At 67.7% G+C, this 21,694-nt stretch carries 21 protein-coding genes, 1 tRNA gene and 1 riboswitch; of the genes, 10 read left to right on the top strand and 12 right to left on the bottom strand.

Features of this window, described 5'->3' with window-relative positions; translation table 11 throughout:
• Window positions 1-28 precede the first annotated feature (28 nt).
• Complete coding sequence (locus ST3T6A_RS0101770) at window positions 29-754, top strand: ParA family protein (protein ID WP_019831168.1); 726 nt, start codon at window positions 29-31, stop codon at window positions 752-754.
• Window positions 751-1,488 (top strand): UTRA domain-containing protein, encoded by a 738-nt coding sequence (locus tag ST3T6A_RS0101765; protein WP_019831167.1) that lies wholly within the window; start codon window positions 751-753, stop codon window positions 1,486-1,488. The genes ST3T6A_RS0101770 and ST3T6A_RS0101765 overlap by 4 nt, the downstream gene beginning before the upstream one ends.
• A gap of 64 nt (window positions 1,489-1,552) precedes the next feature.
• Here the strand turns inward: ST3T6A_RS0101765 and ST3T6A_RS0101760 are convergent, their stop codons facing one another.
• On the bottom strand, window positions 1,553-2,884 hold the full coding sequence (locus tag ST3T6A_RS0101760) for a formimidoylglutamate deiminase (RefSeq protein WP_019831166.1): 1,332 nt from the start codon (window positions 2,882-2,884) through the stop codon (window positions 1,553-1,555).
• Window positions 2,885-2,941: 57 nt separating this feature from the next.
• Between ST3T6A_RS0101760 and hutI the strand changes: the two genes are divergently transcribed.
• From hutI to nhaA, 6 genes are read left to right on the top strand one after another with little or no spacing between them, the layout of a single operon-like run.
• On the top strand, window positions 2,942-4,153 hold the full coding sequence (gene hutI / locus ST3T6A_RS0101755; protein ID WP_019831165.1) for an imidazolonepropionase: 1,212 nt from the start codon (window positions 2,942-2,944) through the stop codon (window positions 4,151-4,153).
• The gene (gene hutH / locus ST3T6A_RS0101750) at window positions 4,144-5,664 is read left to right on the top strand and encodes a histidine ammonia-lyase (RefSeq protein WP_019831164.1); all 1,521 of its coding nucleotides are present in this window, start codon (window positions 4,144-4,146) and stop codon (window positions 5,662-5,664) included. The genes hutI and hutH overlap by 10 nt, the downstream gene beginning before the upstream one ends.
• Window positions 5,661-6,458, top strand: a complete 798-nt coding sequence (hutG, locus tag ST3T6A_RS0101745) for an N-formylglutamate deformylase (RefSeq protein WP_019831163.1) — start codon at window positions 5,661-5,663, stop codon at window positions 6,456-6,458. Before hutH ends, hutG begins: the two co-directional genes overlap by 4 nt.
• Complete coding sequence (gene hutU / locus ST3T6A_RS0101740; protein ID WP_019831162.1) at window positions 6,455-8,110, top strand: urocanate hydratase; 1,656 nt, start codon at window positions 6,455-6,457, stop codon at window positions 8,108-8,110. Before hutG ends, hutU begins: the two co-directional genes overlap by 4 nt.
• A gap of 42 nt (window positions 8,111-8,152) precedes the next feature.
• On the top strand, window positions 8,153-8,959 hold the full coding sequence (locus ST3T6A_RS0101735; protein WP_019831161.1) for a DUF72 domain-containing protein: 807 nt from the start codon (window positions 8,153-8,155) through the stop codon (window positions 8,957-8,959).
• Window positions 8,960-9,007: 48 nt separating this feature from the next.
• A complete protein-coding gene (nhaA, locus tag ST3T6A_RS0101730; RefSeq protein ID WP_019831160.1) occupies window positions 9,008-10,135 on the top strand; it encodes a Na+/H+ antiporter NhaA in 1,128 nt (375 codons plus the stop codon).
• A 52-nt stretch (window positions 10,136-10,187) separates the two neighbouring features.
• Here nhaA and ST3T6A_RS0101725 read toward each other — a convergent pair whose 3' ends face one another.
• The 10 genes from ST3T6A_RS0101725 to ST3T6A_RS21030 form a co-directional block, all read right to left on the bottom strand.
• Window positions 10,188-11,117 (bottom strand): electron transfer flavoprotein subunit alpha/FixB family protein, encoded by a 930-nt coding sequence (locus ST3T6A_RS0101725; RefSeq protein WP_019831159.1) that lies wholly within the window; start codon window positions 11,115-11,117, stop codon window positions 10,188-10,190.
• Window positions 11,114-11,875: an electron transfer flavoprotein subunit beta/FixA family protein gene (locus ST3T6A_RS0101720; protein WP_019831158.1), complete on the bottom strand. Its 762-nt coding sequence runs from the start codon at window positions 11,873-11,875 to the stop codon at window positions 11,114-11,116. The genes ST3T6A_RS0101725 and ST3T6A_RS0101720 overlap by 4 nt, the downstream gene beginning before the upstream one ends.
• Before the next feature lie 47 nt (window positions 11,876-11,922).
• Window positions 11,923-13,122, bottom strand: a complete 1,200-nt coding sequence (sucC, locus tag ST3T6A_RS0101715; RefSeq protein ID WP_019831157.1) for an ADP-forming succinate--CoA ligase subunit beta — start codon at window positions 13,120-13,122, stop codon at window positions 11,923-11,925.
• A gap of 89 nt (window positions 13,123-13,211) precedes the next feature.
• A complete protein-coding gene (locus ST3T6A_RS0101710; RefSeq protein WP_157602306.1) occupies window positions 13,212-13,541 on the bottom strand; it encodes a hypothetical protein in 330 nt (109 codons plus the stop codon).
• Window positions 13,542-13,689: 148 nt separating this feature from the next.
• Window positions 13,690-14,235 carry a GNAT family N-acetyltransferase gene (locus ST3T6A_RS0101705; RefSeq protein ID WP_019831155.1) on the bottom strand — a complete coding sequence of 182 codons (546 nt, stop codon included), beginning with the start codon at window positions 14,233-14,235 and terminating at the stop codon, window positions 13,690-13,692.
• A 40-nt stretch (window positions 14,236-14,275) separates the two neighbouring features.
• Window positions 14,276-15,208, bottom strand: coding sequence for a squalene/phytoene synthase family protein (locus tag ST3T6A_RS0101700; RefSeq protein WP_019831154.1), 933 nt, complete (start codon window positions 15,206-15,208; stop codon window positions 14,276-14,278).
• Window positions 15,205-15,786: a TIGR00730 family Rossman fold protein gene (locus ST3T6A_RS0101695; RefSeq protein WP_019831153.1), complete on the bottom strand. Its 582-nt coding sequence runs from the start codon at window positions 15,784-15,786 to the stop codon at window positions 15,205-15,207. The genes ST3T6A_RS0101700 and ST3T6A_RS0101695 overlap by 4 nt, the downstream gene beginning before the upstream one ends.
• A gap of 15 nt (window positions 15,787-15,801) precedes the next feature.
• Window positions 15,802-17,286, bottom strand: a complete 1,485-nt coding sequence (locus ST3T6A_RS0101690) for a phytoene desaturase (RefSeq protein ID WP_019831152.1) — start codon at window positions 17,284-17,286, stop codon at window positions 15,802-15,804.
• A gap of 193 nt (window positions 17,287-17,479) precedes the next feature.
• Window positions 17,480-17,555: transfer RNA gene (locus ST3T6A_RS0101685), tRNA-Lys, on the bottom strand.
• Between the two features lie 165 nt (window positions 17,556-17,720).
• A complete protein-coding gene (locus ST3T6A_RS21030) occupies window positions 17,721-18,170 on the bottom strand; it encodes a hypothetical protein (RefSeq protein ID WP_019831151.1) in 450 nt (149 codons plus the stop codon).
• Window positions 18,171-18,300: 130 nt separating this feature from the next.
• Window positions 18,301-18,412, top strand: a riboswitch (TPP riboswitch).
• Window positions 18,413-18,440: 28 nt separating this feature from the next.
• Here ST3T6A_RS21030 and ST3T6A_RS0101675 point away from each other — a divergent pair.
• The gene (locus ST3T6A_RS0101675; RefSeq protein WP_019831150.1) at window positions 18,441-18,851 is read left to right on the top strand and encodes a hypothetical protein; all 411 of its coding nucleotides are present in this window, start codon (window positions 18,441-18,443) and stop codon (window positions 18,849-18,851) included.
• A 14-nt stretch (window positions 18,852-18,865) separates the two neighbouring features.
• Window positions 18,866-20,728 carry a phosphomethylpyrimidine synthase ThiC gene (gene thiC / locus ST3T6A_RS0101670; protein ID WP_019831149.1) on the top strand — a complete coding sequence of 621 codons (1,863 nt, stop codon included), beginning with the start codon at window positions 18,866-18,868 and terminating at the stop codon, window positions 20,726-20,728.
• A 1-nt stretch (window position 20,729) separates the two neighbouring features.
• Here thiC and ST3T6A_RS21830 read toward each other — a convergent pair.
• Window positions 20,730-21,694 (bottom strand): hypothetical protein (locus ST3T6A_RS21830; RefSeq protein WP_202804556.1); only part of this gene is annotated, 965 nt, incomplete at its 5' end.

Genomic DNA, 21,694 nt, shown 5'->3' with positions numbered 1-21,694 from the left:
CTATGCCGGGGGATGAGGGAGGAACGGCGTGGCGACGATAGCGGTCTATAGTGCCAAGGGCGGAGTGGGGAAAACGACGCTGGCGGTCAATCTGGCCTGGGCGGCGGCATCCTCCTCGAAACGGCGCACATTGCTCTGGGATCTCGACGCGCAGGGCGCGGCCACCTTCATCCTCGCCACCAGGGCGCCCAAGGCGGAAGCCCGCGAGGTGATCGAGCGCGAGCTGGACCCGGACAAGGCGATCCTGCCCACCGCGACGCCGGGGCTGGACCTGCTCGGCGCGGACCGCTCGATCCGCAGCCTCGACACGCTTTTCGCGGAACTCGACAAGAAGAAGCGGCTGCGCAAGCTGATGGACGATCTGGCGCGCCGCTATGACCGGATCATCCTCGATTGCCCGCCGGGGCTCGGCACCACCAGCGATCAGGTGATCCGCGCCGCCAGCCTGATCGTGACGCCGATGATCCCCTCGACGCTCTCGCGCCGCGCCTATGAGGAGGTGCGCGAGCATCTCGGCCGCGAGCATAAGGGCTCGACCCCGGTGCTGCCGGTCTTCTCGATGGCCGACCGCCGCCGTACCGCCCACCGCACCGCGATCGAGGGCGCGCCCGAATGGCCGGTGATCCCGATGGCCAGCGCCGCCGAGCAGATGGCGGACCGCCATGCCGCGATCGGCGTCTATGCGCCGCGCTCGCCCGTCACCGCCGCCGTCAACCAGCTCTGGGTCGCGATCGAAAAGCGGCTCCACGCTTGACCGTCGGCGCCATTCCCGTGCTCGACGGGGAGGGGCCGCTGTGGCTCCAGATCCGCCGCGCGCTCGCGCTCGCCATCCTCGACGGGCGCTGGCCGGCGGGCACGCAGGTGCCGCCCGAGCAGCGGCTGACCGAGCATTACGCCACCTCGCGCATGACCGTGCACAAGGCGATCCGCAGCCTCGCCTCGGAAGGGCTGGTCGAGCGGCGGCCCAAGCTCGGCACCCTCGTCACCCCGCGCGCGACCGAGCGGCCGGTGTTCGAAATCTGGGATGCCGCCGATGCCGTCCACCGTGCCGGCGGCCATTATGGCTACCGGCTGATCGACGCCACCACGCTGCCGGCGGGGGCGCCAGGCCATGGCGAGCTGGGCGTGGCCGACGAGACGCCAGTGCTCCGCCTGCTGGCGCTGCACCTCGCCGACGGGCGGCCCTTCCAGCTGGAGGAGCGGCTGGTCAATGTCGAGGCGGCGCCCCGCATCGCCCGCCAGCCGCTGGAGAAAGTCAGTCCCGGCCAATGGCTGCTCGCCAACGTGCCGTGGACCGAGGCCCGCCACAGCGTCACCGCGCGCGGCGCCGACGCGATGGTGGCGGGGCATCTCGACCTGCCGCTGGGCGAAGCCTGCCTCGTGGTCGAGCGGCGGACGTGGAACGGCGCGGTGCCGGTGACGCTCGGCCGCTTCTGGTATCCGGGCGGAGACCACAGCCTCGAAGGCCGCTTCCGCCCAAGCTGGTGAGGATAGGGCCCCATCTGTCGCGATTTCCCAGTCGACAGGTGATTCCACCCGCTTCGAAATCGCTCTAGCCGGCGAGGCGCCGGAGCGTCTCGCGATAGCGGCGGGCGATGCGGTCGCGCGCGACATGACACCCCTCGCGGACGACCTGTCGGCCGGCGCGCCACACCGAATCGATGCGGCTCCGCGCGAAAATCCAGCGATCGAGCAGCGCGTCGCCGGACACGCCCTCGCCGTCATCGGCCAGCGCCACGATATCGGCCGGAGCGCCCGCAACGAGCGCCGGGGCCTCCGCCCCGAGCGCCTGCGCCCCGCCGGCGAGCGCACCGCCGAACAGGGTGCGCCCCGTCGAGACGCCATCGCGCGCCAGCACGTTGCGCTGCCGGCGGACGAGCCGCTGGCCATATTCGAGCAGCCGCAGCTCCTCTGCCGCGTCGATCCGCACATTGGAATCGGAGCCGACGCCGAATCGCCCGCCGAACGCCGCCGCCGGGAAGAGCCCATCCCCGAGATTCGCCTCCGTCACCGGGCAGAGGCCGACGACCGCGGTGCTCGCCTCGATTCCCGCCACCTCGGCGGGCTCGACATGGGTGGCGTGGACGAGGCACCAGCGCGCATCGACCGCCGCCCGATCCAGCAGCCACTCCACCGGGCGCCGGCCGCTCCAGGCGAGGCACGCCTCCACCTCGGGCACCTGCTCGGCGATGTGGATATGGACCGGCCCCTCCGGCGCCATCGCGAGGAGGGCGGACAATTGCTCCGGCGTCGCCGCGCGGAGCGAATGGGGAGCGACGCCCAGCACCGCGCCGTCGAGCGGCCTCAGCGCCTCCGCACACCCCTCCCGCAGCCGCGCGAAGCCGTCGAGATCGTTGATGAAGCGCCGCTGCCCGTCCTTGGGCGCCGCGCCGCCGAAACCCGAATGGGCATAGAAGACCGGCAGCAGGGTGAGCGCGATCCCCGTTTCCGTGGCAGCATCCGCCACCGCCGCCGCCATCCGCGCGGGCTCGGCATAAGGACGGCCATCGAGATCATGGTGGAGATAGTGGAACTCGCCGACGCGGGTGAAGCCGGCCTCCAGCATCTCCATGAAGGCCTGCGCGGCCACCACCGCGACATCCTCGGGCGTGAGGCGGCCGACAAGGCCGTACATCGTCTCGCGCCAGCTCCAGAAGTCGTCCCGGCCGACGCCGCCCGGCCGCTCCGCCAGCCCCGCCATGGCGCGCTGGAAGGCATGGCTGTGGAGATTGGGAAGACCGGGCAGCCCCGCCGCATGGCGCTCGTCCCCCGGCCCCGCCGCGACATCCTCCTCCACCGTGGCGATGCGTCCGCCCGCCAGCGTCACCCGTACCCGCTGCGCCCAACCGCCCGGCAGCAGCGCCGTCTCGAACCAGAGCGTCATAGTCCCTCGCATGTCGATGCTGGACAGTAAGGCTGGTCCATGATTTTGTATAGACAAATGGCCGACACCTTCCTCTGTGATACGCTGTGGAGCAACGCCCGTCTCGCCACCATGGCGGGCGATGGGCTCGGCATCGTCGAGGACGGACTCGTCGCGGCGCGGGACGGGCGCATCCTCTATGCCGGCCCGGCGGACGGTGCGCCCAAGTTCGACGCCGGGATGGAGATCGATTGCGACCGCCGCTGGATCACGCCGGGGCTGATCGACTGCCACACCCATCTCGTCCACGCCGGCGACCGCTCGAACGAATGGGCGATGCGGCTCGAAGGCGCGACCTATGAGGAGATCGCGCGCGCGGGCGGCGGCATCGTCTCGACCATGCGCGCGACGCGGGCGGCCAGCGAGGGAGAACTGGTTGCGGCCGCCCTGCCGCGTCTCGATGCATTGCTGGCCGAGGGCGTCACCACCATCGAGGTGAAGTCGGGCTACGGCCTGACGGTCGAGGACGAACTGAAGATGCTCCGCGCCGCCCGCGTGCTGGGGAACGAGCGGCCCGTCCGCATCGCCACCACGCTGCTCGGCGCGCATGCGTTGCCGCCCGAATATGCCGGTCGCGCGGACGATTATGTCAATCTGGTCTGCGACGCCATGATCCCGGCCGCCATCGGGCTGGCGGACGCGGTGGATGCCTTCTGCGAAGGGATCGGCTTCTCGCCCGCGCAGACCGATCGCGTGCTGGGCGCCGCGCGGGCCGCCGGCCTGCCGGTCAAGCTCCATGCCGAGCAATTGTCCGCGCTCCACGGCTCGAGCCTCGCCGCCCGGCATGGCGCACTCTCGGCGGATCATCTCGAACATGCCGACGCGGCGGATGCGCGGGCCATGGCAGAGGCTGGAACGGTGGCGGTGCTGCTGCCCGGCGCCTTCTACTTCATGCGCGAGACGAAGCGGCCGCCGGTCGATGTCTTCCGCGTGCACGGCGTCCCGATGGCTCTCGCGACCGACTGCAATCCCGGCACCTCGCCGACGACCTCGCTGCTGCTGATGCTCAACATGGGCGCGACACTGTTCCGCCTGACCGTCACAGAGGCGCTGCGCGGCGTCACCGTCAACGCGGCCCCCGCGCTGGGCCTCGCCACCGAGATCGGCACGCTGGAGGCGGGCAAGGCCTGCGACCTTGCCATCTGGGACATCTCCGAACCCGCCGAGCTGGTCTACCGCATCGGCTTCAATCCCCTGTTCTCACGCGTGAAGGACGGCCTATGCTGCTGACTCCCGGCGCCGTCCCCTTCGCGGACTGGCGCGCCATCTATCAGGGCGCCACGCCTACCCTCGATCCCGCCTGCCGTCCGGCGATCACCGAGTGCGTCGCCGCGATCGAGCGCATCCTCGCCAAGGGCGAGCCGGTCTACGGCATCAACACCGGCTTCGGGAAGCTCGCCACCGTTCGCATCCCGAACGAGGATCTGGCGACGCTCCAGCGCAACATCGTGCTGAGCCACGCTGCGGGTGTCGGCCCCGCGATGCCGGTGCCGGTGGCGCGGCTGATGATGGCGCTCAAGCTCGCCAGCCTTGCGCGGGGCGCCTCGGGGGTGAAGGTTGAGACGGTCGACCTGCTCGAAGCGATGCTGGCGAAGGGACTCACCCCGGTGGTGCCGGCGCAGGGCTCGGTGGGCGCGTCCGGCGACCTCGCGCCGCTCTCGCACATGACCGCCGCGATGATCGGCGTCGGCGAGATGTTCGTCGGCGGCGAGCGCGTCCCGGCCGAAAAGGCGCTGGCCGATGCCGGCCTGGCCCCGCTGGAGCTTGGGCCGAAGGAGGGCCTCGCCCTCCTCAACGGCACGCAATTCTCGACGGCTTACGCGCTGGCCGGGCTGTTCGAGGCCGAGCGCCTTTACCGCGCCGCGCTCGTCACCGGCATCCTCTCGACCGAGGCGGCCAAGGGCTCGGACGCGCCGTTCGATCACCGTATTCACGCACTTCGCGGCCACAAGGGCCAGATCGAGACCGCCGACGCGCTCCGCCGGATGATGGAGAACTCCCCTATCCGCGCCTCGCACCGGATCGACGATATCCGCGTGCAGGATCCCTATTGCCTGCGCTGCCAGCCGCAGGTGATGGGCGCCGTGCTCGACCTGCTGCGCAAGGCCGCCGACACGCTCGTCACCGAGGCGAACGGGGTTTCGGACAACCCGCTGATCTTCCCCGAAACCGACGAGGCACTGTCGGGCGGCAATTTCCACGCCGAGCCCGTCGCCTTCGCCGCCGACATGATCGCGATGGCGCTGTGTGAGATCGGCAGCCTGTCGGAACGCCGCATCGCCATGCTGGTCGATCCGGCGCTCTCCGGCCTGCCGGCCTTCCTGACGCCCAAGCCGGGCCTCAACTCGGGCTTCATGATCCCGCAGGTGACGGCGGCCGCGCTCGTCTCCGAGAACAAGCAGCGCGCCATGCCGGCAAGCGTGGATTCCATCCCGACCTCGGCCAACCAGGAGGATCATGTCTCGATGGCCGCGCACGGCGCGCGCCGCCTCTCCGAGATGGCCACGAATGTGGATGCCATCCTCGGCATCGAGCTGCTGGCCGGCGCGCAGGGCTGCGACTTCCACGCGCCGCTGGCGTCTTCGGGGCCCGTAGAAGCGGTCCGCAAACTGCTGCGCGCGCAGGTGCCGACGCTCGACCATGATCGCCACATGGCCCCCGACATGGAGGCCGCGACCGCGCTGATCCGCTCGCCCGCGCTGCTGGAGGCGGTCGGCGCATTACCGGGAGTGACGCCATGACATGGTTGCACGTCGAGCAGAGCGACAGCCCGCTGATCCTCGCCTTCCCGCACGGGGGGACGGACATCCCGGCCGACCTGCTCGACGGCTTCCGCTCGCGCTGGTGGGCTGTTCGCGATGCCGACTGGCACATCCGGCCGCTCTATACCGGGCTCGCCGACGCGACGCTGATCTGGACCGACATCTCGCGCAGCGTCGTCGACTGCAACCGCGATCCGTCCGGCGCCTCGCTCTATCCGGGGCAGGCGACGACCGGCCTGTGCCCGACCGAGACCTTCGATGGCGACCCGCTCTACGAGGAGGGCCAAGGGCCGGACATCGAGTCCAACCGCTGCAACTTCCATTCGCCCTATCATGCCGCGATCCGGGCGGAGATCGAGCGGCTGCGCGCGATCCATCCTCGCGTGGTCCTCTACGACTGCCACTCGATCCGCAGCCATGTGCCGCGCCTGTTCGACGGCGAGCTGCCCGAACTCAATGTCGGCACCGACAACGGCACGACCTGCGCGCCGGGCCTGAGCGACGCGGTGGTCGCCGCCTGCGAGGGCCGCAGCCATGTGCTCAACGGCCGCTTCCGGGGCGGCTGGACCACGCGCCATTACGGCCGCCCCGAAAAGGGTGTGCACGCGATCCAGATGGAGACGGCGATGCGCGCCTATCTGCGTGAGCCCGAAGGCGCGCCCAACGCCTCCAACTGGCCGCCCGCTTACGATCCCGACTTTGCCGCACCCTTGCGCGCGCAGCTTCAGACCATCCTTGCCGCCGCCCTGGCGTTCGCGAAAGGCACCGCATGACCCGTATCGACAATGCCCGTCATATCGAGGCGCCGACCGGCACCGAACTTTCCGCCAAGAGCTGGCTGACCGAAGCCCCCTTGCGGATGTTGATGAACAATCTCGACGCGCGGGTGGCGGAGAATCCGCAGGAGCTGGTGGTCTATGGCGGCATCGGCCGCGCGGCGCGCGACTGGGAGAGTTTCGACCGCATCGTCGATGTGCTGAAGCGGCTGGAGTGCGACCAGACGCTGCTCGTCCAGTCGGGCAAGCCGGTCGGCGTGTTCCGCACGCATGAGAATGCGCCGCGCGTGCTACTCGCCAATTCGAACCTCGTGCCGAAATGGGCGAACTGGGAGCATTTCCACGAACTCGATCGGGCCGGGCTCATGATGTACGGCCAGATGACCGCCGGCTCGTGGATCTATATCGGCAGCCAGGGCATCGTGCAGGGCACCTACGAGACCTTCGTGGAGGCCGGGCGCCAGCATTATGGCGGTGACCTCTCGGGCCGCTGGATTCTCACCGCGGGCCTCGGCGGCATGGGCGGCGCGCAGCCGCTCGCGGCGACGATGGCGGGCGCGTCCTGCCTCGCGGTCGAGTGCCAGCCGAGCCGGATCGAGATGCGTCTCCAGACCGGCTATGTCGACCGCATGACCGACAGCCTCGACGAGGCGCTGGAGATCGTCACGACTTCCAGGACGCCGGTCTCGGTCGGCCTGCTCGGCAATGCGGCGGACGTCTATCCGGAGCTGGTGCGCCGCGGCGTGCGTCCGGATATCGTCACAGACCAGACCTCGGCACACGATCCGATCAACGGCTATCTGCCGCAGGGCTGGACACTGGAGCAGTGGGCGACAGCTCGCGAGAAGGACCCGGCCTCGGTCGAGCGCGCCGCCAAGGCCTCAATGGCCGTGCATGTCCGCGCGATGCTCGACTTCCACACGGCCGGCATCCCGACGGTCGACTATGGCAACAACATCCGCCAGGTCGCCAAGGACGAAGGCGTCGCAAACGCCTTCGACTTCCCCGGCTTCGTGCCCGCCTATATCCGCCCGCTCTTCTGCCGGGGCGTGGGGCCGTTCCGCTGGGCGGCGCTCTCGGGCGATCCCGAGGACATCTACAAGACCGACGCCAAGGTGAAGGAGCTGCTGCCCGACAATCAGCACCTCCACCGCTGGCTCGACATGGCCCGCGAACGCATCCACTTCCAGGGCCTGCCCGCGCGCATCTGTTGGGTCGGCCTCGGTGATCGCCACCGGCTCGGCCTCGCCTTCAACGAGATGGTGGCGAAGGGCGAACTCAAGGCGCCCGTCGTGATCGGCCGCGACCATCTCGATTCGGGCTCGGTCGCCAGCCCCAACCGCGAGACCGAGGCAATGAAGGACGGCACCGATGCCGTCTCCGACTGGCCGCTGCTCAACGCGCTGCTCAACACCGCGAGCGGAGCGACCTGGGTGTCGCTCCACCATGGCGGCGGCGTCGGCATGGGCTATTCGCAGCATAGCGGCATGGTGATCGTCGCCGACGGCACGGCGGAAGCCGCCGCCCGCCTCGAACGCGTGCTGTGGAACGATCCTGCCACCGGCGTGATGCGCCACGCCGACGCGGGCTACGACATCGCCATCGACTGCGCGCGCGAGAAGGGGCTCGACCTGCCCTCGCTCGGCTGACGGGTCTGGACGGCCGGCGCCTGCCCGCGCAGGATGCCGGCCATGAGCAAGGCAGGCACCATCCGGGTCGGCATCGGCGGCTGGACCTTCGAACCCTGGCGCGGCACCTTCTTCCCCGAGAAGTGGCCGCACGCGCGCGAGCTCGACTACGCCGCCTCCCGGCTGACCGCGATCGAGGTCAACGGCACCTATTATGGCAGCCAGAAGCCCGCGACCTTCGCTGCGTGGGCCAAGGCGGTGCCGGATGACTTCGTGTTCGCGCTGAAGGCCTCGCGCTTCTGCACCAACCGCAAGGTGCTGGCCGAGGGCGAGGCCTCGGTGGAGAAGTTCCTGGGGCAGGGCATCACCGAGCTGGGCGACAAGCTCGGGCCCATCCTGTGGCAGTTCATGGCCACCAAGAAGTTCGACCCGGACGACTTCGGCGCCTTCCTCGCCTTGCTCCCGCCGGAACGGGACGGGTTGAAGCTCACCCATGTCGTCGATGTGCGGCATGAGAGCTTCCAGTGCCCCGAGTTCGTCGCGCTGTGCCGCAAGCATGGGGTCTCGATCGTCCACACCCATTCGGACGAATATCCGCAGATCGGCGACGCCAGCGGCTCCGTCTCCTATGCGCGGCTGATGCAGACCCGAGAGGAAGAGGCGACGGGCTATGCCTCGGCCGAGATCGATCGCTGGGTCGATATGGCGAAGGTCTGGGCGAGGGGCGGGACGGGCGATGCCTTCCCGCTCGCGGCGCCGGCCGATCTGGCGCCGGACAGCCCCCGCAACGTCTATCTCTTCTACATCAGCGGCGCGAAGGTCCGCGCGCCGCACGCCGCGATGGCGACGATCGCGAAGCTCGGCGCGTAACGACCGGTTGTCGTTGAACCGACACCGCGCGTCGGCCACAACCGGCGCATGATCCGCAAATCCTTCCTCGCAGTACGCGACCATCTCACCGGCGAGGCAGGGCCCGGAGTCGTGCTCATGGCGGCGGCGGGGCTGGCGCTGATCGTCGCCAATTCGGGCTGGGGCTCGGCCTATGAGCACGCCCTTCATCTGTCTCTCGGGCCGCTCAGCCTGCTCCACTGGATCAATGACGGGTTGATGGCCGTCTTCTTCCTGTTCGTGGGGCTGGAGGTGAAGCGCGAAGTCGTCGCGGGGGACTTGTCGACGCCCGCCGCGCGCCGCCCGCCGGTGATCGCGGCGGTGGCGGGGATGGCGATGCCGGCGCTGGTCTATCTCGGCGTGACGGGCGCCGCGCCGGCGCTGGTTCGGGGATGGGCGATCCCGTCCGCCACGGACATCGCCTTCGCGATCGGCGTGCTGGCGCTGCTGGGGAGCCGGGCGCCCGCCTCGCTCAAGCTCTTCCTGACGACGGTGGCCATCGTCGACGACATCGGCGCGGTCGCGATCATCGCGGTCGCCTATACGAGCGGATTGAAGCTCTGGGCGCTGGCGGCGGCGGCTGTCGTGCTCGGGGGGCTCTTCCTGCTCAACAGGAGGGGCGTGAGAACGCTCTGGCCTTATCTGCTGCTGGCGCTGCTGCTGTGGGCGGCGGTGCTGCAATCGGGCGTCCACGCCACGGTAGCGGGGGTGCTCGCCGCCCTGTTCGTGCCGCTGGGGGACGACGACCATGCTCCGCTCGACCGGCTGGAGCACACGCTCTCGCCATGGGTGAGCTACGCGATCCTGCCCATCTTCGGTTTCGCCAATGCCGGCGTGGCGTTCGGAGGCGCGCCGCTCTGGGCGCCGCTGCCTCTGGGCGTGGCGCTCGGTCTCTTTTTCGGCAAGCAGATCGGCGTTTTCGGGGCGATGCGAAGTGCGGTCGCGCTGGGGCTGGCGGAGAGGCCCGAAGGCGCGGGCTGGGTGCAGCTCTATGGCGTGGCGCTGCTCGCCGGGATCGGCTTCACCATGAGCCTGTTCATCGGCGGGCTCGCCTTCCGCGATCCCCTGCTGATCGAGGAGGTGAAGATCGGCGTGCTGGCGGGCTCCTGCGCCTCGGCCTTGCTCGGCTTCGCGGTGCTGCGCTTCGCCGCGCGCTGAAACGAAAAAGGGCGGAGCCGCAGCCCCGCCCTCATCCGTCGATCCGGCCGGATCAGAGCTTGGAGGTCAGCTCCGGCACGATCGTGAAGAGATCGCCGACAAGACCGATGTCCGCCACCTGGAAGATAGGCGCATCCTCGTCCTTGTTGATCGCAATGATCGTCTTGCTGTCCTTCATGCCGGCGAGGTGCTGGATCGCACCCGAGATGCCGACCGCGACATAGACTTCCGGCGCGACGATCTTGCCGGTCTGGCCGACCTGATAGTCGTTGGGCACATAGCCCGCATCGACCGCCGCGCGCGACGCGCCGACGGCGGCGCCGAGCTTGTCGGCAAGCGGCTCGATCACCGAGTGGAAATTCTCGCTGCTGGCAAGCGCACGGCCGCCCGACACGATCACCTTGGCCGAGGTCAGCTCCGGACGCTCCGACTTGGAGATCTCGGCGCCGACGAACTTCGAGCCTTCGCCCGAAGCCGCAGCGGAGACCGCCTCGACCGCGCCCGAGCCACCTTCCGCCGCCGCCTTCTCGAAGGCGGTGCCGCGGACGGTGATGACGAGCTTGGCGTCGTTCGACTTGACGGTCGCGATCGCGTTGCCGGCATAGATCGGACGGGTGAAGGTCTTATCGCCCTCGACCGAGAGGATGTCGCTGACCTGCATCACGTCGAGCAGGGCGGCCACGCGCGGCGCGATATTCTTGCCGTTCGAGGTGGCCGGCGCGACGAACGCGTCATGATGGCCCATCAGCTCGACGACCAGCGGCGCGACCGCTTCGGGCAGCGCGTGCGCATAGGCCGCGTTGTCCGCGACATGCACCTTGCCGACGCCGGCGATCTTCGAGGCCGCATCCGCCACGCCGCCGACGCCTTCGCCGGCCACGAGGAGGTGGACCTCGCCCAGCTTCGCCGCCGCGGTGACGGCGGAGAGGGTGGCGTCCTTCAGAGCGCCGCCTTCATGCTCGACCCAAACCAGCGTCTTCATGCCGCCACTCCCAGCGCCTTCAGCTTCGCAACCAGTTCATCCACATCGGCCACCTTGATGCCGGCCGAACGCTTCGGCGGCTCGGAGACCTTCAAGGTCTCCAGGCGGGGCGCGATGTCGACGCCATAATCGGCCGGGGTCTTCGCCGCGAGCGGCTTGGACTTGGCCTTCATGATGTTGGGCAGCGACGCATAGCGCGGCTCGTTCAGGCGAAGATCGGTGGTGACGATCGCCGGGATCGCGAGCGCGACGGTCTCAAGGCCGCCATCGACCTCGCGGGTAACGGTGACGGTATCGCCCGACACTTCGACCTTGGAGGCGAAGGTGCCCTGCGGACGGCCCATCAGCGCCGCCAGCATCTGGCCTGTCTGGTTGCTGTCGTCGTCGATCGCCTGCTTGCCGAGGATCACCAGACCCGGCTGCTCTTCGTCGGCGACCGCCTTGAGGAGCTTGGCAACCGCGAGCGGCTCGACCGTCGAGCCAACGTCATCTGGGGTCTGGATCAGGATCGCGCGGTCCGCACCCATCGCGAGCGCGGTCCGGCACGTCTCCTGCGCCTTGGCCGGCCCGATCGACACGACCACCACCTCGGTCGCCACGCCCTTTTCCTTCAGGCGGATGGCTTCCTCGACCGCGATCTCGTCGAACGGGTTCATCGACATCTTGACGTTGGCAAGATCAACGCCCGTCCCGTCCATCTTCACCCGCGGCTTCACATTGTAATCGATCACCCGCTTCACGGGGACGAGAACCTTCATGTTTCTCTCCTTGGTATTCCGATGGGTGGCCCGGGCGTTCTCTAGCCTCAGGCCGCCTGCTTGACCTCGGCGACGATCTTGCGGGCGGCATCGCCCAGATCGTCAGCGGCCACGATCGGGAGACCCGACTGGCCGAGGATCTGCTTGCCCTGCTCGACGTTCGTGCCTTCCAGACGAACGACCAGCGGCACCGACAGGTTCACTTCCTTGGCGGCCGCGATGATGCCTTCCGCGATGATGTCGCAGCGCATGATGCCGCCGAAGATGTTGACCAGGATGCCCTTCACGGCCGGATCGCTCAGGATGATCTTGAACGCCTCGGTCACCTTCTCCTTCGAAGCGCCGCCGCCGACGTCGAGGAAGTTGGCCGGGAACGCGCCGTTGAGCTTGATGATGTCCATCGTCGCCATGGCGAGGCCGGCGCCGTTCACCATGCAGCCGATGTCGCCGTCGAGCTTGATGTAGGCGAGGTCATGCTTGGAGGCCTCGACCTCGGCCGGATCCTCCTCGGTCTCGTCGCGCAGCTCGAGGATGTCCTTGTGGCGGAACAGCGCGTTCGAGTCGAACGACACCTTGGCGTCGAGCACGAGCAGCTTGCCGTCGGTCGTCTCGACCAGCGGGTTCACCTCCAGCATCGACATGTCGGTCGCGAGGAAGGCGGTGTAGAGCTGCTGCGCGAGCTTCTGCGCCTGCTTGGCGAGATCGCCCGAGAGCTTCAGCGCGAAGGCCACCGCGCGGCCATGGTGCGGCATGAAGCCTTCGGCCGGATCGATCGTGATCGTCTCGATCTTCTCGGGCGTGTCATGGGCGACCGCCTCGATGTCCATGCCGCCCTCGGTCGAGACGACCATGGCGATACGGCCGGTCGCGCGATCGACCAGCATCGAGAGATAATATTCCTTGGCGATGTCGGCGCCGTCGGTGACGTAGAGGCGGTTCACCTGCTTGCCATGCTCGCCGGTCTGCACGGTGACGAGCGTGTTGCCGAGCATCTCGCCCGCGGCCACGCCGACCTCTTCCATGCTCTTGGCGAGGCGGACGCCGCCCTTCGCTTCGGCCGGCAGTTCCTTGAACTTGCCCTTGCCGCGGCCGCCGGCGTGGATCTGCGCCTTCACGACATAGAGCGGCCCGGGCAGTTTGCCGGCGGCGGCCACCGCCTCTTCCACCGACATCGCGGCGTGACCGGCAGGAACGGCGACGCCGAACTTCGCGAGCAGTTCCTTGGCCTGATATTCGTGGATGTTCATGGGGAGGCGGCTCCTGTCTCAAGGTTTCCGTTAACGGCAATTGACGCGAACGTAAAGTCCGTGCCGGGCGCCGTTTGGGAGGCCCCCTATCACCCTGCGATGGCGCAGCCCAGCCCCGCACGCGTCACAACCGACACGATATGCGGATTATTCAGCGCCTGAAGCCTGTAGGTCAGCTCGTCGAAGCTCAGCGCGCCGGGATGCTCGCGCGGCAGCTTGGCGACTCGATTGAGTTCCTTCAGCTCGGAATAATCCAGCTTGTGGACCAGCTTGTCGGCCATGCAGCCCGCCATGTGCGGCTTGACCCCGGCGGCGATCAGCTTGTCGCGGACCTTGGCTTCGGGCGAGACGGTCGAGCAGCCGGCGAGCAGGCCCGCAAGCACGAGCGAGGCGGCGATAGAGGAGGCAGAGCGTTTCATCGGGGCGATGAACAAGGATCGCGATGAGCCTTTGCTGAACGCTCGATTCGCGAGCCTGTCGCGGCGCGCGACTCCGCATCATGAGCTTCGGCCTTCTCCCCGCGCCCTATGCGGAATGTTTGAAGGCCGCATGGGCGACGAAGAGCCCTCAGGCGCGCCATTCCTCCGCCAGCAGGCCATAGATCAGCGAATCCCGGATGCCGATATGCGTGTGCCACTCGCCGCGCAGCCGCCCCTCCAGCCGGAAGCCCAGCCGCTCCAGCAGGGCGACCGAGCCGCGATTGTCGGGATCGGTGTCGGCGAAGACGCGGCGCTGCCCCTCGGCGAAGAGCTGGCCGATCACGCCTTTCACCGCCTCCTGCGCGATGCCCTGCCCCTGCGCCTCGGGGACGAGCAGATAGCCGATCTCCGAGACGCCGCCCTGCCGCTTCTCGCCGGCCGCGACGAAGCCGAGGGCGCGATCCTCGCCGGGGCGGGTGATCGCCCAGCTCCGCCATGCGTCGCCCGCGCGCACCGCGAAGTCGGCCCGCACATCCTCCACCGCCGCATAGGGCGCGCGCGACCACCAGGTCATCACGCCCGGATCGGAGAGGGCGGGGAACAGCGCCTCCGCATCCTCGGGCAGGCGGCCGCGCAGGAGGAGTCGCCCGGTCGTCAGGACGGGAAGGGCAGGAGGCGTGGGATCGTCGGACATGGCGCCAGTCTATCGGCAAGCGCGCCGGGCTCAATCGGGCTCAGCGTTCGCGCGTCCACAGGCCCTCGCGCGACGGCCCGGACCATGCGCCTCGCGCCAGAGCCTGCCCGAGCGCGCGGACGATCCATCCCGCTTTCGCCGCCTTGCGGATGGTGACGCGGTGATCCCAGGCATGGTCGCCCCGCCGCGCCACTTCGCGCGCGATGGCGCCATAAATGCCCGCCGCCGCCAGCACCGCCCAGGCCGAGCGGAAAGGGAGAGCCCGCGCGCCGGCCCGCGCGCTCCGCTCATAGCGGCCGGCGCGCTCGGCCAGACGCCGCGCCAGCGCCGCGAGCTGCGGGCGATAATGCGGCTTCATATGCTCGCCGGGCGGGATATCGACATCGACCAGCCACTCGTCGGGCAGGTAGCAGCGGTCCATCGCATCATCCTCGCAGATGTCGCGGGCGATGTTGGCGAGCTGGAAGGCGATGCCGAGGTCGCAGGCGCGGTCGAGCACCGCTTCGTCGGCCGGGTCCACCCCCATCACCACCGCCATCATGCAGCCGACCGTGCCGGCCACATGGTAGCAGTAGCGATAGAGATCGGCCTCGGATCGCGGACGCCAGTCGCGCGCGTCGAGTGCGAAGCCGTCGATCAGGTCATGGGCGTAGCGCCCCGGCAGCCCGGTCTCCGCCGCTATCAGCCCGAGCGCGTCGAAGGCGGGATCGCCCGTCTCCTCGCCGGAGAGCGCGCGAGCGGTGAGCGCCCGCATGGCCGAGAGGCGCGCCGTGGCGTCCTGCACGCGGGCCGCGCCTGCCCCGAGCGCCTGCCCGTTGGCGATGTCGTCGCACGCCCGGCACCAGGCATAGAGCAGCTCCGCCCGCTCGCGCGTGACGGGATCGAGCAGCCGGGCGGCAGCCGCAAAGGACTGCGATCCCGCGGCGAGGGTCGCGCGGGCATGGGCGAGCAGGGCCGCCCGGCGGAGGCTCACAAATCCTTCGCCTTCATCGCGAAGATCGTCCGGTGCGGCCGATAGTCGGCCATGCGGGCGAGCAGATCGTCGAGATCGTCGCTCGCGATCAGCAGGCCCTGATGCTGGGGACGGACGAAGCCCGTCTCGCCCATCTTCGCCCAGAACTCCAGCAGCCCGTCATAATAGCCCGCGACGTTGAGCAGGCCGACCGGCTTGGCGTGATAGCCAAGCTGCGCCCAGCTCATCGCCTCCCACAGCTCGTCCATGGTGCCGGTGCCGCCGGGGATAGTGACGAAGCCGTCCGAGAGATCGGTGAAGAGCTGTTTCCTCTGGTGCATCGTCTCGACGACGTGCAGCTCGGTGCAGCCCTTGTGCGCCACCTCGGCGTCGACCAGCGCGGTCGGGATCACGCCGATCACCTCGCCGCCGGCTTCCAGCGTCGCGTCGGCGACCGCGCCCATCAGGCCGAGCCGGCCGCCGCCATAGACGAGCCCGATGCCGCGCTCGGCAAAGGCACGGCCGACGGCGCGGGCGCATTCGATGTAGCGGGGGTCGCTCGGGGTGGCGGAGCCGCAATAGACGGCGAGGCGCTTCATGGTGCTTTCAGTCCTTCAGGATCGGCGGAGATCGTCGAGCATCAGCGCGGCGGTCGCCTTGGCGGAGCCGACCACGCCGGGGATGCCCGCCCCCGGATGGGTGGCGGCGCCGACGAAATAGAGATTGGGGATGCGGTCGTCACGGTTGTGGACGCGGAAGAAGGCGGATTGGGCCAGCGAAGGCTCCAGGCTGAAGGCCGTGCCGAGATGCGCGTTGAAATCGGTCGCGAAGTCGCGCGGGCTGTAGTGGAAGCTCGTCACCAGCCGCTCGCGCAGGCCGGGGATCAACCGCGCCTCGAGATGATCGAGGATACGGTCCGCGAGGATCGGGCCGATCTCGTCCCACTCGATCGGCAGCTTGCCGAGATGCGGCACGGGGGCAAGCGCATAGAAGGTCGAGCATCCCTCGGGCGCCAGCGCCGGGTCGGTGACGGTCGGATGGTGGAGATAGAGCGCGAAGTCGCGCGGCAGCACGCCATGGTCGAAGATGTCGGCGAGCAGCCCCTGCCAGCGCGGGCCGAACAGGATCGAATGGTGCGGAATGCCCGGGAAGGTGCCCCTGATCCCGAAATGCACGACGAACATCGACGGCGAGAAGCGCTTGTCCTGCAACGCCCGCGCCGCCCGCTGGCCGCGGGTCGAATGGCCGAGCAGGTCGCGATAGCTGTGCACCGCGTCGGCGTTGGAGGCGACGGCGTCGAACGGCGCGCTCCAGCCGCTCCGGCAGGCGAGGCCGGTCACCCGGTCGCCCAGCGTGTCGATCGCCACCACCGGATCGCCGAGGCGCACCGTGCCGCCCAGCCGCTCGAAATGCGCGACCATGCCCCGCACCAGCGCATGGGTGCCGCCGCGCGGGAACCAGACGCCGCCCTCGCGCTCCAGCTTGTGGATGAGGGCATGGATCGCGCTCGCGCTCATCGGGTTGCCGCCGATCAGCAGGGTGTGGAAGCTCAAGGCCTGCCGCAGATGCTCGTCCTTCACGAAGGACGAGACGATCGAATAGACCGAGCGCCACGCCTGGGCCTTCACGAGTTGCGGGGCGGCCTTCACCATCGTCTTGAAGTCGAGGAAGGCGGTGTGGCCAAGCTTGCGATAACCCTGCTCGTAGACCTCGCCCGCATAATCGAGGAAGCGGCGATAGCCGACCACATCCTCCGGGTTCAGCATCGCGATCTGGCGGATCAGCGCCTGATCGTCGTTGGAAATGTCGAAGGTCGTGCCGTCGGGCCACATCAGCTTGTAGAAGGGCGAGACGGGCAGCAGCTCGACATCCTCGCCGATCTCGCGGCCGGACAGGCGCCAGAGTTCGGCGAGGCAATCGGGATCGGTGATGACGGTCGGGCCGGCGTCGAAGGTGAAGCCGCCCTTCTCCCACGCATAAGCGCGCCCGCCTGCTTTATCGCGCGCCTCGACGAGGGTGGTCGCGATGCCCGCCGATTGCAGGCGGATGGCAAGCGCCAGCCCGCCGAAACCCGCCCCGATCACCGCCGCCGTCTTCATCCGCACCACATCCCTTACGCCGGCGACCAGCGCCCCATTGCCGCTCTCACCGCCCCGCCGGCCACTATCCGGGCCTTGTCCCACGGTGTCGAGTGGCCTGCGTAAAAGCGTTCGATGACGGATTCGTCCAGTCGATAGACGCGTGGCGTCATCCGGCGAGCGGCGCTTCAGGTCATGATCGATGGGAAGGGTATGGTGGACGCACTAGGGCTCGAACCTAGGACCCGCTGATTAAGAGTCAGCTGCTCTACCAACTGAGCTATGCGTCCACACCGTCGTTCGGCGATTTGGTGTTCGCCGTCGGGAGCGGCCCCCTAGCAAGCGAATCAGGCTTTGTCTCCCTCCAATTTTCATTCGCCTGCAATTTTTCTCGGGCGCGCGCCGAAAATCGGGCACCGGCCGGGGTCTCTCCCCGGCCGATCCGCCGCATGGGGTCAGCGGCAGCGCACCTCGCCCTTGTCGACCGAATGGCCGAGCAGCCCGCCGCCGCCCGCGCCGAGCAGCGTGCCGAGCAACCCGCCGCCGCCGAGGATCGCGCCCAGCGCCGCACCTGCCACCGCGCCCACGACAAGGCCGGTCGTCCCGTCGGAGCGCTTGCAGTAGTAGCGCCCGTCATCGCCACGATAGACGCGGTCGTCGCGGGAAAGCGACCGGCCGTCGCCCTGCTCCTCGCGATAGTCGCGCGCCGGATCATAGCCGGGCGGAGGCGCCGCCGAGTCCCGCCCATAATAGCCGGAGCCCGCCGGCGGAGGAGCGGGCTGGGGTTCGTTATAGCCGCGCCGGTCGTCATAGCCGCGGCCATGATCGCGCGGCGCCACGCAGGCGGTCATCGACGTCAGCATCGAGAGCGCGACCAGCCCCGCCATCGGACGTTTCATCGGCATTCGTCCCTCCTCGTTCCCGCCGCACGAAGCTGGCGGCGATCGGGAGAACGCCGGATCGGCCCCTTTGTCTCCGATGCCACCCGATCGGACGCAGCCCCCTTTGCCTGCGCGGCGGCATTGGTCTATGAGAGAGGCTTCCCCGGGGGGCCGCTGATACGCGGCTGAGAGGCGGACGTTGAAGTCCGCGACCCGTCGAACCTGATCCGGTTGACACCGGCGGAGGGAGGGAGCGGCCCACGCACTCCCCTTCCGTTTGAACGAGGAGACGGCGTGGTTCACACGCTCACCGTGCTGACTTTGCGACTGGCGGAGGCGATCGGCCTCTACTGGTTCGCGGCCGGCGTCGGCCTGCTGGTGGCGCCGCAGAAGCTCGCGGCCATCGTCTCCGATTTCGAACGGTCGCCGGGCCTGGTCTATGCGATCGGCATCGCCGCCTTCGCGGTGGGGACGGCGATCCTGATCCCCCACCATGTCCTCACTGATCCGCTGAGCGTGATCGTCACCGTCCTCGCCGCGCTGGTCGCGATCGAGGGGCTGGTGCTGATCGCGTTTCCCGAGACCCTGCTTTCCTTCGCCCGCCTGTTCGTGCCCACCGCTCGCCTCTGGGCGCTGATCGCGATCGTACTGGGCTTGCTTCTCTTCCTCGCCGGCTTCACAGGCCGCGCCGACGCGCTTCCCTGAAAGGACTTCCACCCATGGCAGACATCCCCGCCCGCACCGAACTCAAGGTGACGACCGGCCCGATCCGGGGCTCGCGGAAGATCCATGTCGGCGATCTCAAGGTCGCGATGCGCGAGATCGATCTGGAGCCCTCCGCCAACGAGCCGGCGGTGCGCGTCTATGACACGTCGGGGCCGTACACCGATCCCAACGCCAAGATCGACATCATGGCGGGCCTGCCCGAACTGCGCCGCGACTGGATCCGCGGCCGCGACGATGTCGAGGAAGTCGACCAGCGCGAGGTGAGGCCGGAAGACAATGGCCAGCTCGGCCCCGATCGCTCGGGCGGCGTTCCGGCCTTCCCGCAGGTGCGCGGCCGCGTGCTGCGCGCCAAGCCGGGCATGAACGTCTCGCAGATGCACTATGCCAGGAAGGGCATCATCACGCCCGAGATGGAATATGTCGCGATCCGCGAGAATATGGGCCGCGCCGCTCTGAAGGAGAAGCTCGCCCGCGACGGTCAGGATTTCGGCGCCGAGATCCCCGATTTCGTCACGCCCGAGTTCGTCCGCGAGGAAGTCGCGCGCGGCCGGGCGATCATCCCCAACAACATCAACCACCCCGAATCCGAGCCGATGGCGATCGGCCGCAATTTCCTCGTGAAGATCAACGCCAACATCGGCAATTCGGCGGTCGCCTCCGACGTGGCGAACGAGGTCGACAAGATGGTCTGGTCGATCCGCTGGGGCGCGGACACGGTGATGGACCTCTCCACCGGCCGCAACATCCACGACACGCGCGAGTGGATCATGCGCAACTCGCCGGTGCCGATCGGCACCGTGCCGATCTATCAGGCGCTGGAGAAGGTCGGCGGCATCGCCGAGGACCTGACCTGGGAAATCTTCCGCGACACGCTGATCGAGCAGGCCGAGCAGGGCGTCGATTATTTCACGATCCACGCCGGCGTCCGCCTGCCCTACATCCCGCTGACCGCCAAGCGCGTCACCGGCATCGTCTCGCGCGGCGGCTCGATCATGGCGAAGTGGTGCCTCGCGCACCACAAGGAGAGCTTCCTCTACGAGCGCTTCGAGGAAATCTGCGAGATCATGAAGGCCTATGACGTGGCCTTCTCGCTGGGCGACGGCCTGCGCCCGGGCTCGATCGCGGACGCCAATGACGAGGCGCAGTTCGCCGAGCTGGCGACGCTGGGCGAGCTCACCCAGATCGCGTGGAAGCACGACGTGCAGGTGATGATCGAAGGCCCCGGCCATGTGCCGATGCACAAGATCAAGCAGAACATGGAGAAGCAGCTCGAAGCGTGCGGCGAGGCGCCCTTCTACACGCTCGGGCCGCTCACCACCGACATCGCGCCGGGCTACGACCACATCACGTCCGCGATCGGCGCGGCGATGATCGGCTGGTTCGGCACCGCGATGCTCTGCTACGTCACGCCGAAGGAGCATCTCGGCCTTCCCGACCGCAACGACGTGAAGGTGGGTGTCGTCACCTACAAGCTCGCCGCCCACGCCGCCGATCTCGCCAAGGGCCATCCGGGGGCGAAGGTCCGCGACGATGCGCTGTCGCGCGCCCGCTTCGAGTTCCGCTGGCGCGACCAGTTCAACCTGTCGCTCGACCCCGACACGGCCGAGGAATATCACGACCAGACGTTGCCGGCCGAAGGCGCCAAGACGGCGCATTTCTGCTCGATGTGCGGGCCGAAGTTCTGTTCGATGAAGATCACGCAGGAAGTGCGCGACTTCGCCGCCAAGCAGAACGCCAGCGCCGACACCTTCCTCGCCGCCCAGCCGGTGAGCGAGGCGGAGGCTGAAGAGGGCATGCACAAGATGAGCGAGACGTTCCGCGAGAAGGGCGGGGAGATTTACCTGCCGGCGGAGTGAGTCACTTCGATCGCAATATGCTTATGTAGGATCGGTGCTTGTCGCGGTTATCCCATGTTGCTCTGATATGAGCCTCAAGCCGCGGCAAATCCCGCTTAATTGCCGTCGACCATAGGGTTTCATCGTATTCAAATACTCTGAGAACGTTATCGACGTCAAAAATCCTTCCCGTATCGCTACTCTTTATAATTGCCACAGGCTTTTCGTGAGCCATGCGTAGACCTAGCTCAAATAGTACGTTTGGATTATGGTCCGTTAAATCAGCTACAACGAGATCAGCATCCATTATCTCATTGATAATGGTCGATTGAATAACATCACTGCCATCCCTCATGGCGGTCTGAACGTCGAATCCCGCAGCCTCCGCCGCTAGCTTTATCAAACTTTCAAATACTTCCGTAAAAAATCCATCAGATCGTTTTTCGAAACGCTCCGTAAATGGCATAATTACGAAGCAACGCTTGCCGCCGGAATTTGGCGTTGAATGATAGGCAACCACATCAATCGTAGTAGAGCCAACAGATCTCGAACCCGCCTCGATCGACGAAGTCCCCAATCCACCCCACTCTTTTCCTATTCCTACAAATGCACAGTTCTTTAGAAAAATTTCTCTGAATTCTTCGTGCAAATCCACAGGAAGCTCGAATTCACTCTCCAGTGTATTTGATAGAAACTTTATATCTGGAAGATTGCTTCCCTTATAATACTCGACGACCTTAGCAAATATTTCCACATTAAGAAATGATCTTTGCTTTGCCAGAAGCTCGCTAGATGCGTCCGGCGCGTAGATAATATCGCGGCCGAGGCGCTCGATGGAAATTAACGCTGAAGCGCGGGTTCCAGATACGAGCCCATAAAGCTGAGCGGATCTCGTATAAAAATCCAATTGACTGGATTTCTCTCCTAAACCAATGGCTTTAGCGACCTGAGAAGGAGGCCACGGATTCCCTGCGTTATTCTCCTTGA

Origin of the sequence: Sphingomonas sp. PR090111-T3T-6A (assembly GCF_000383095.1) — a bacterium.
Classification (GTDB): Bacteria; Pseudomonadota; Alphaproteobacteria; order Sphingomonadales; family Sphingomonadaceae; genus Solisphingomonas.
This window is presented reverse-complemented; position numbering and strand designations above follow the sequence as displayed.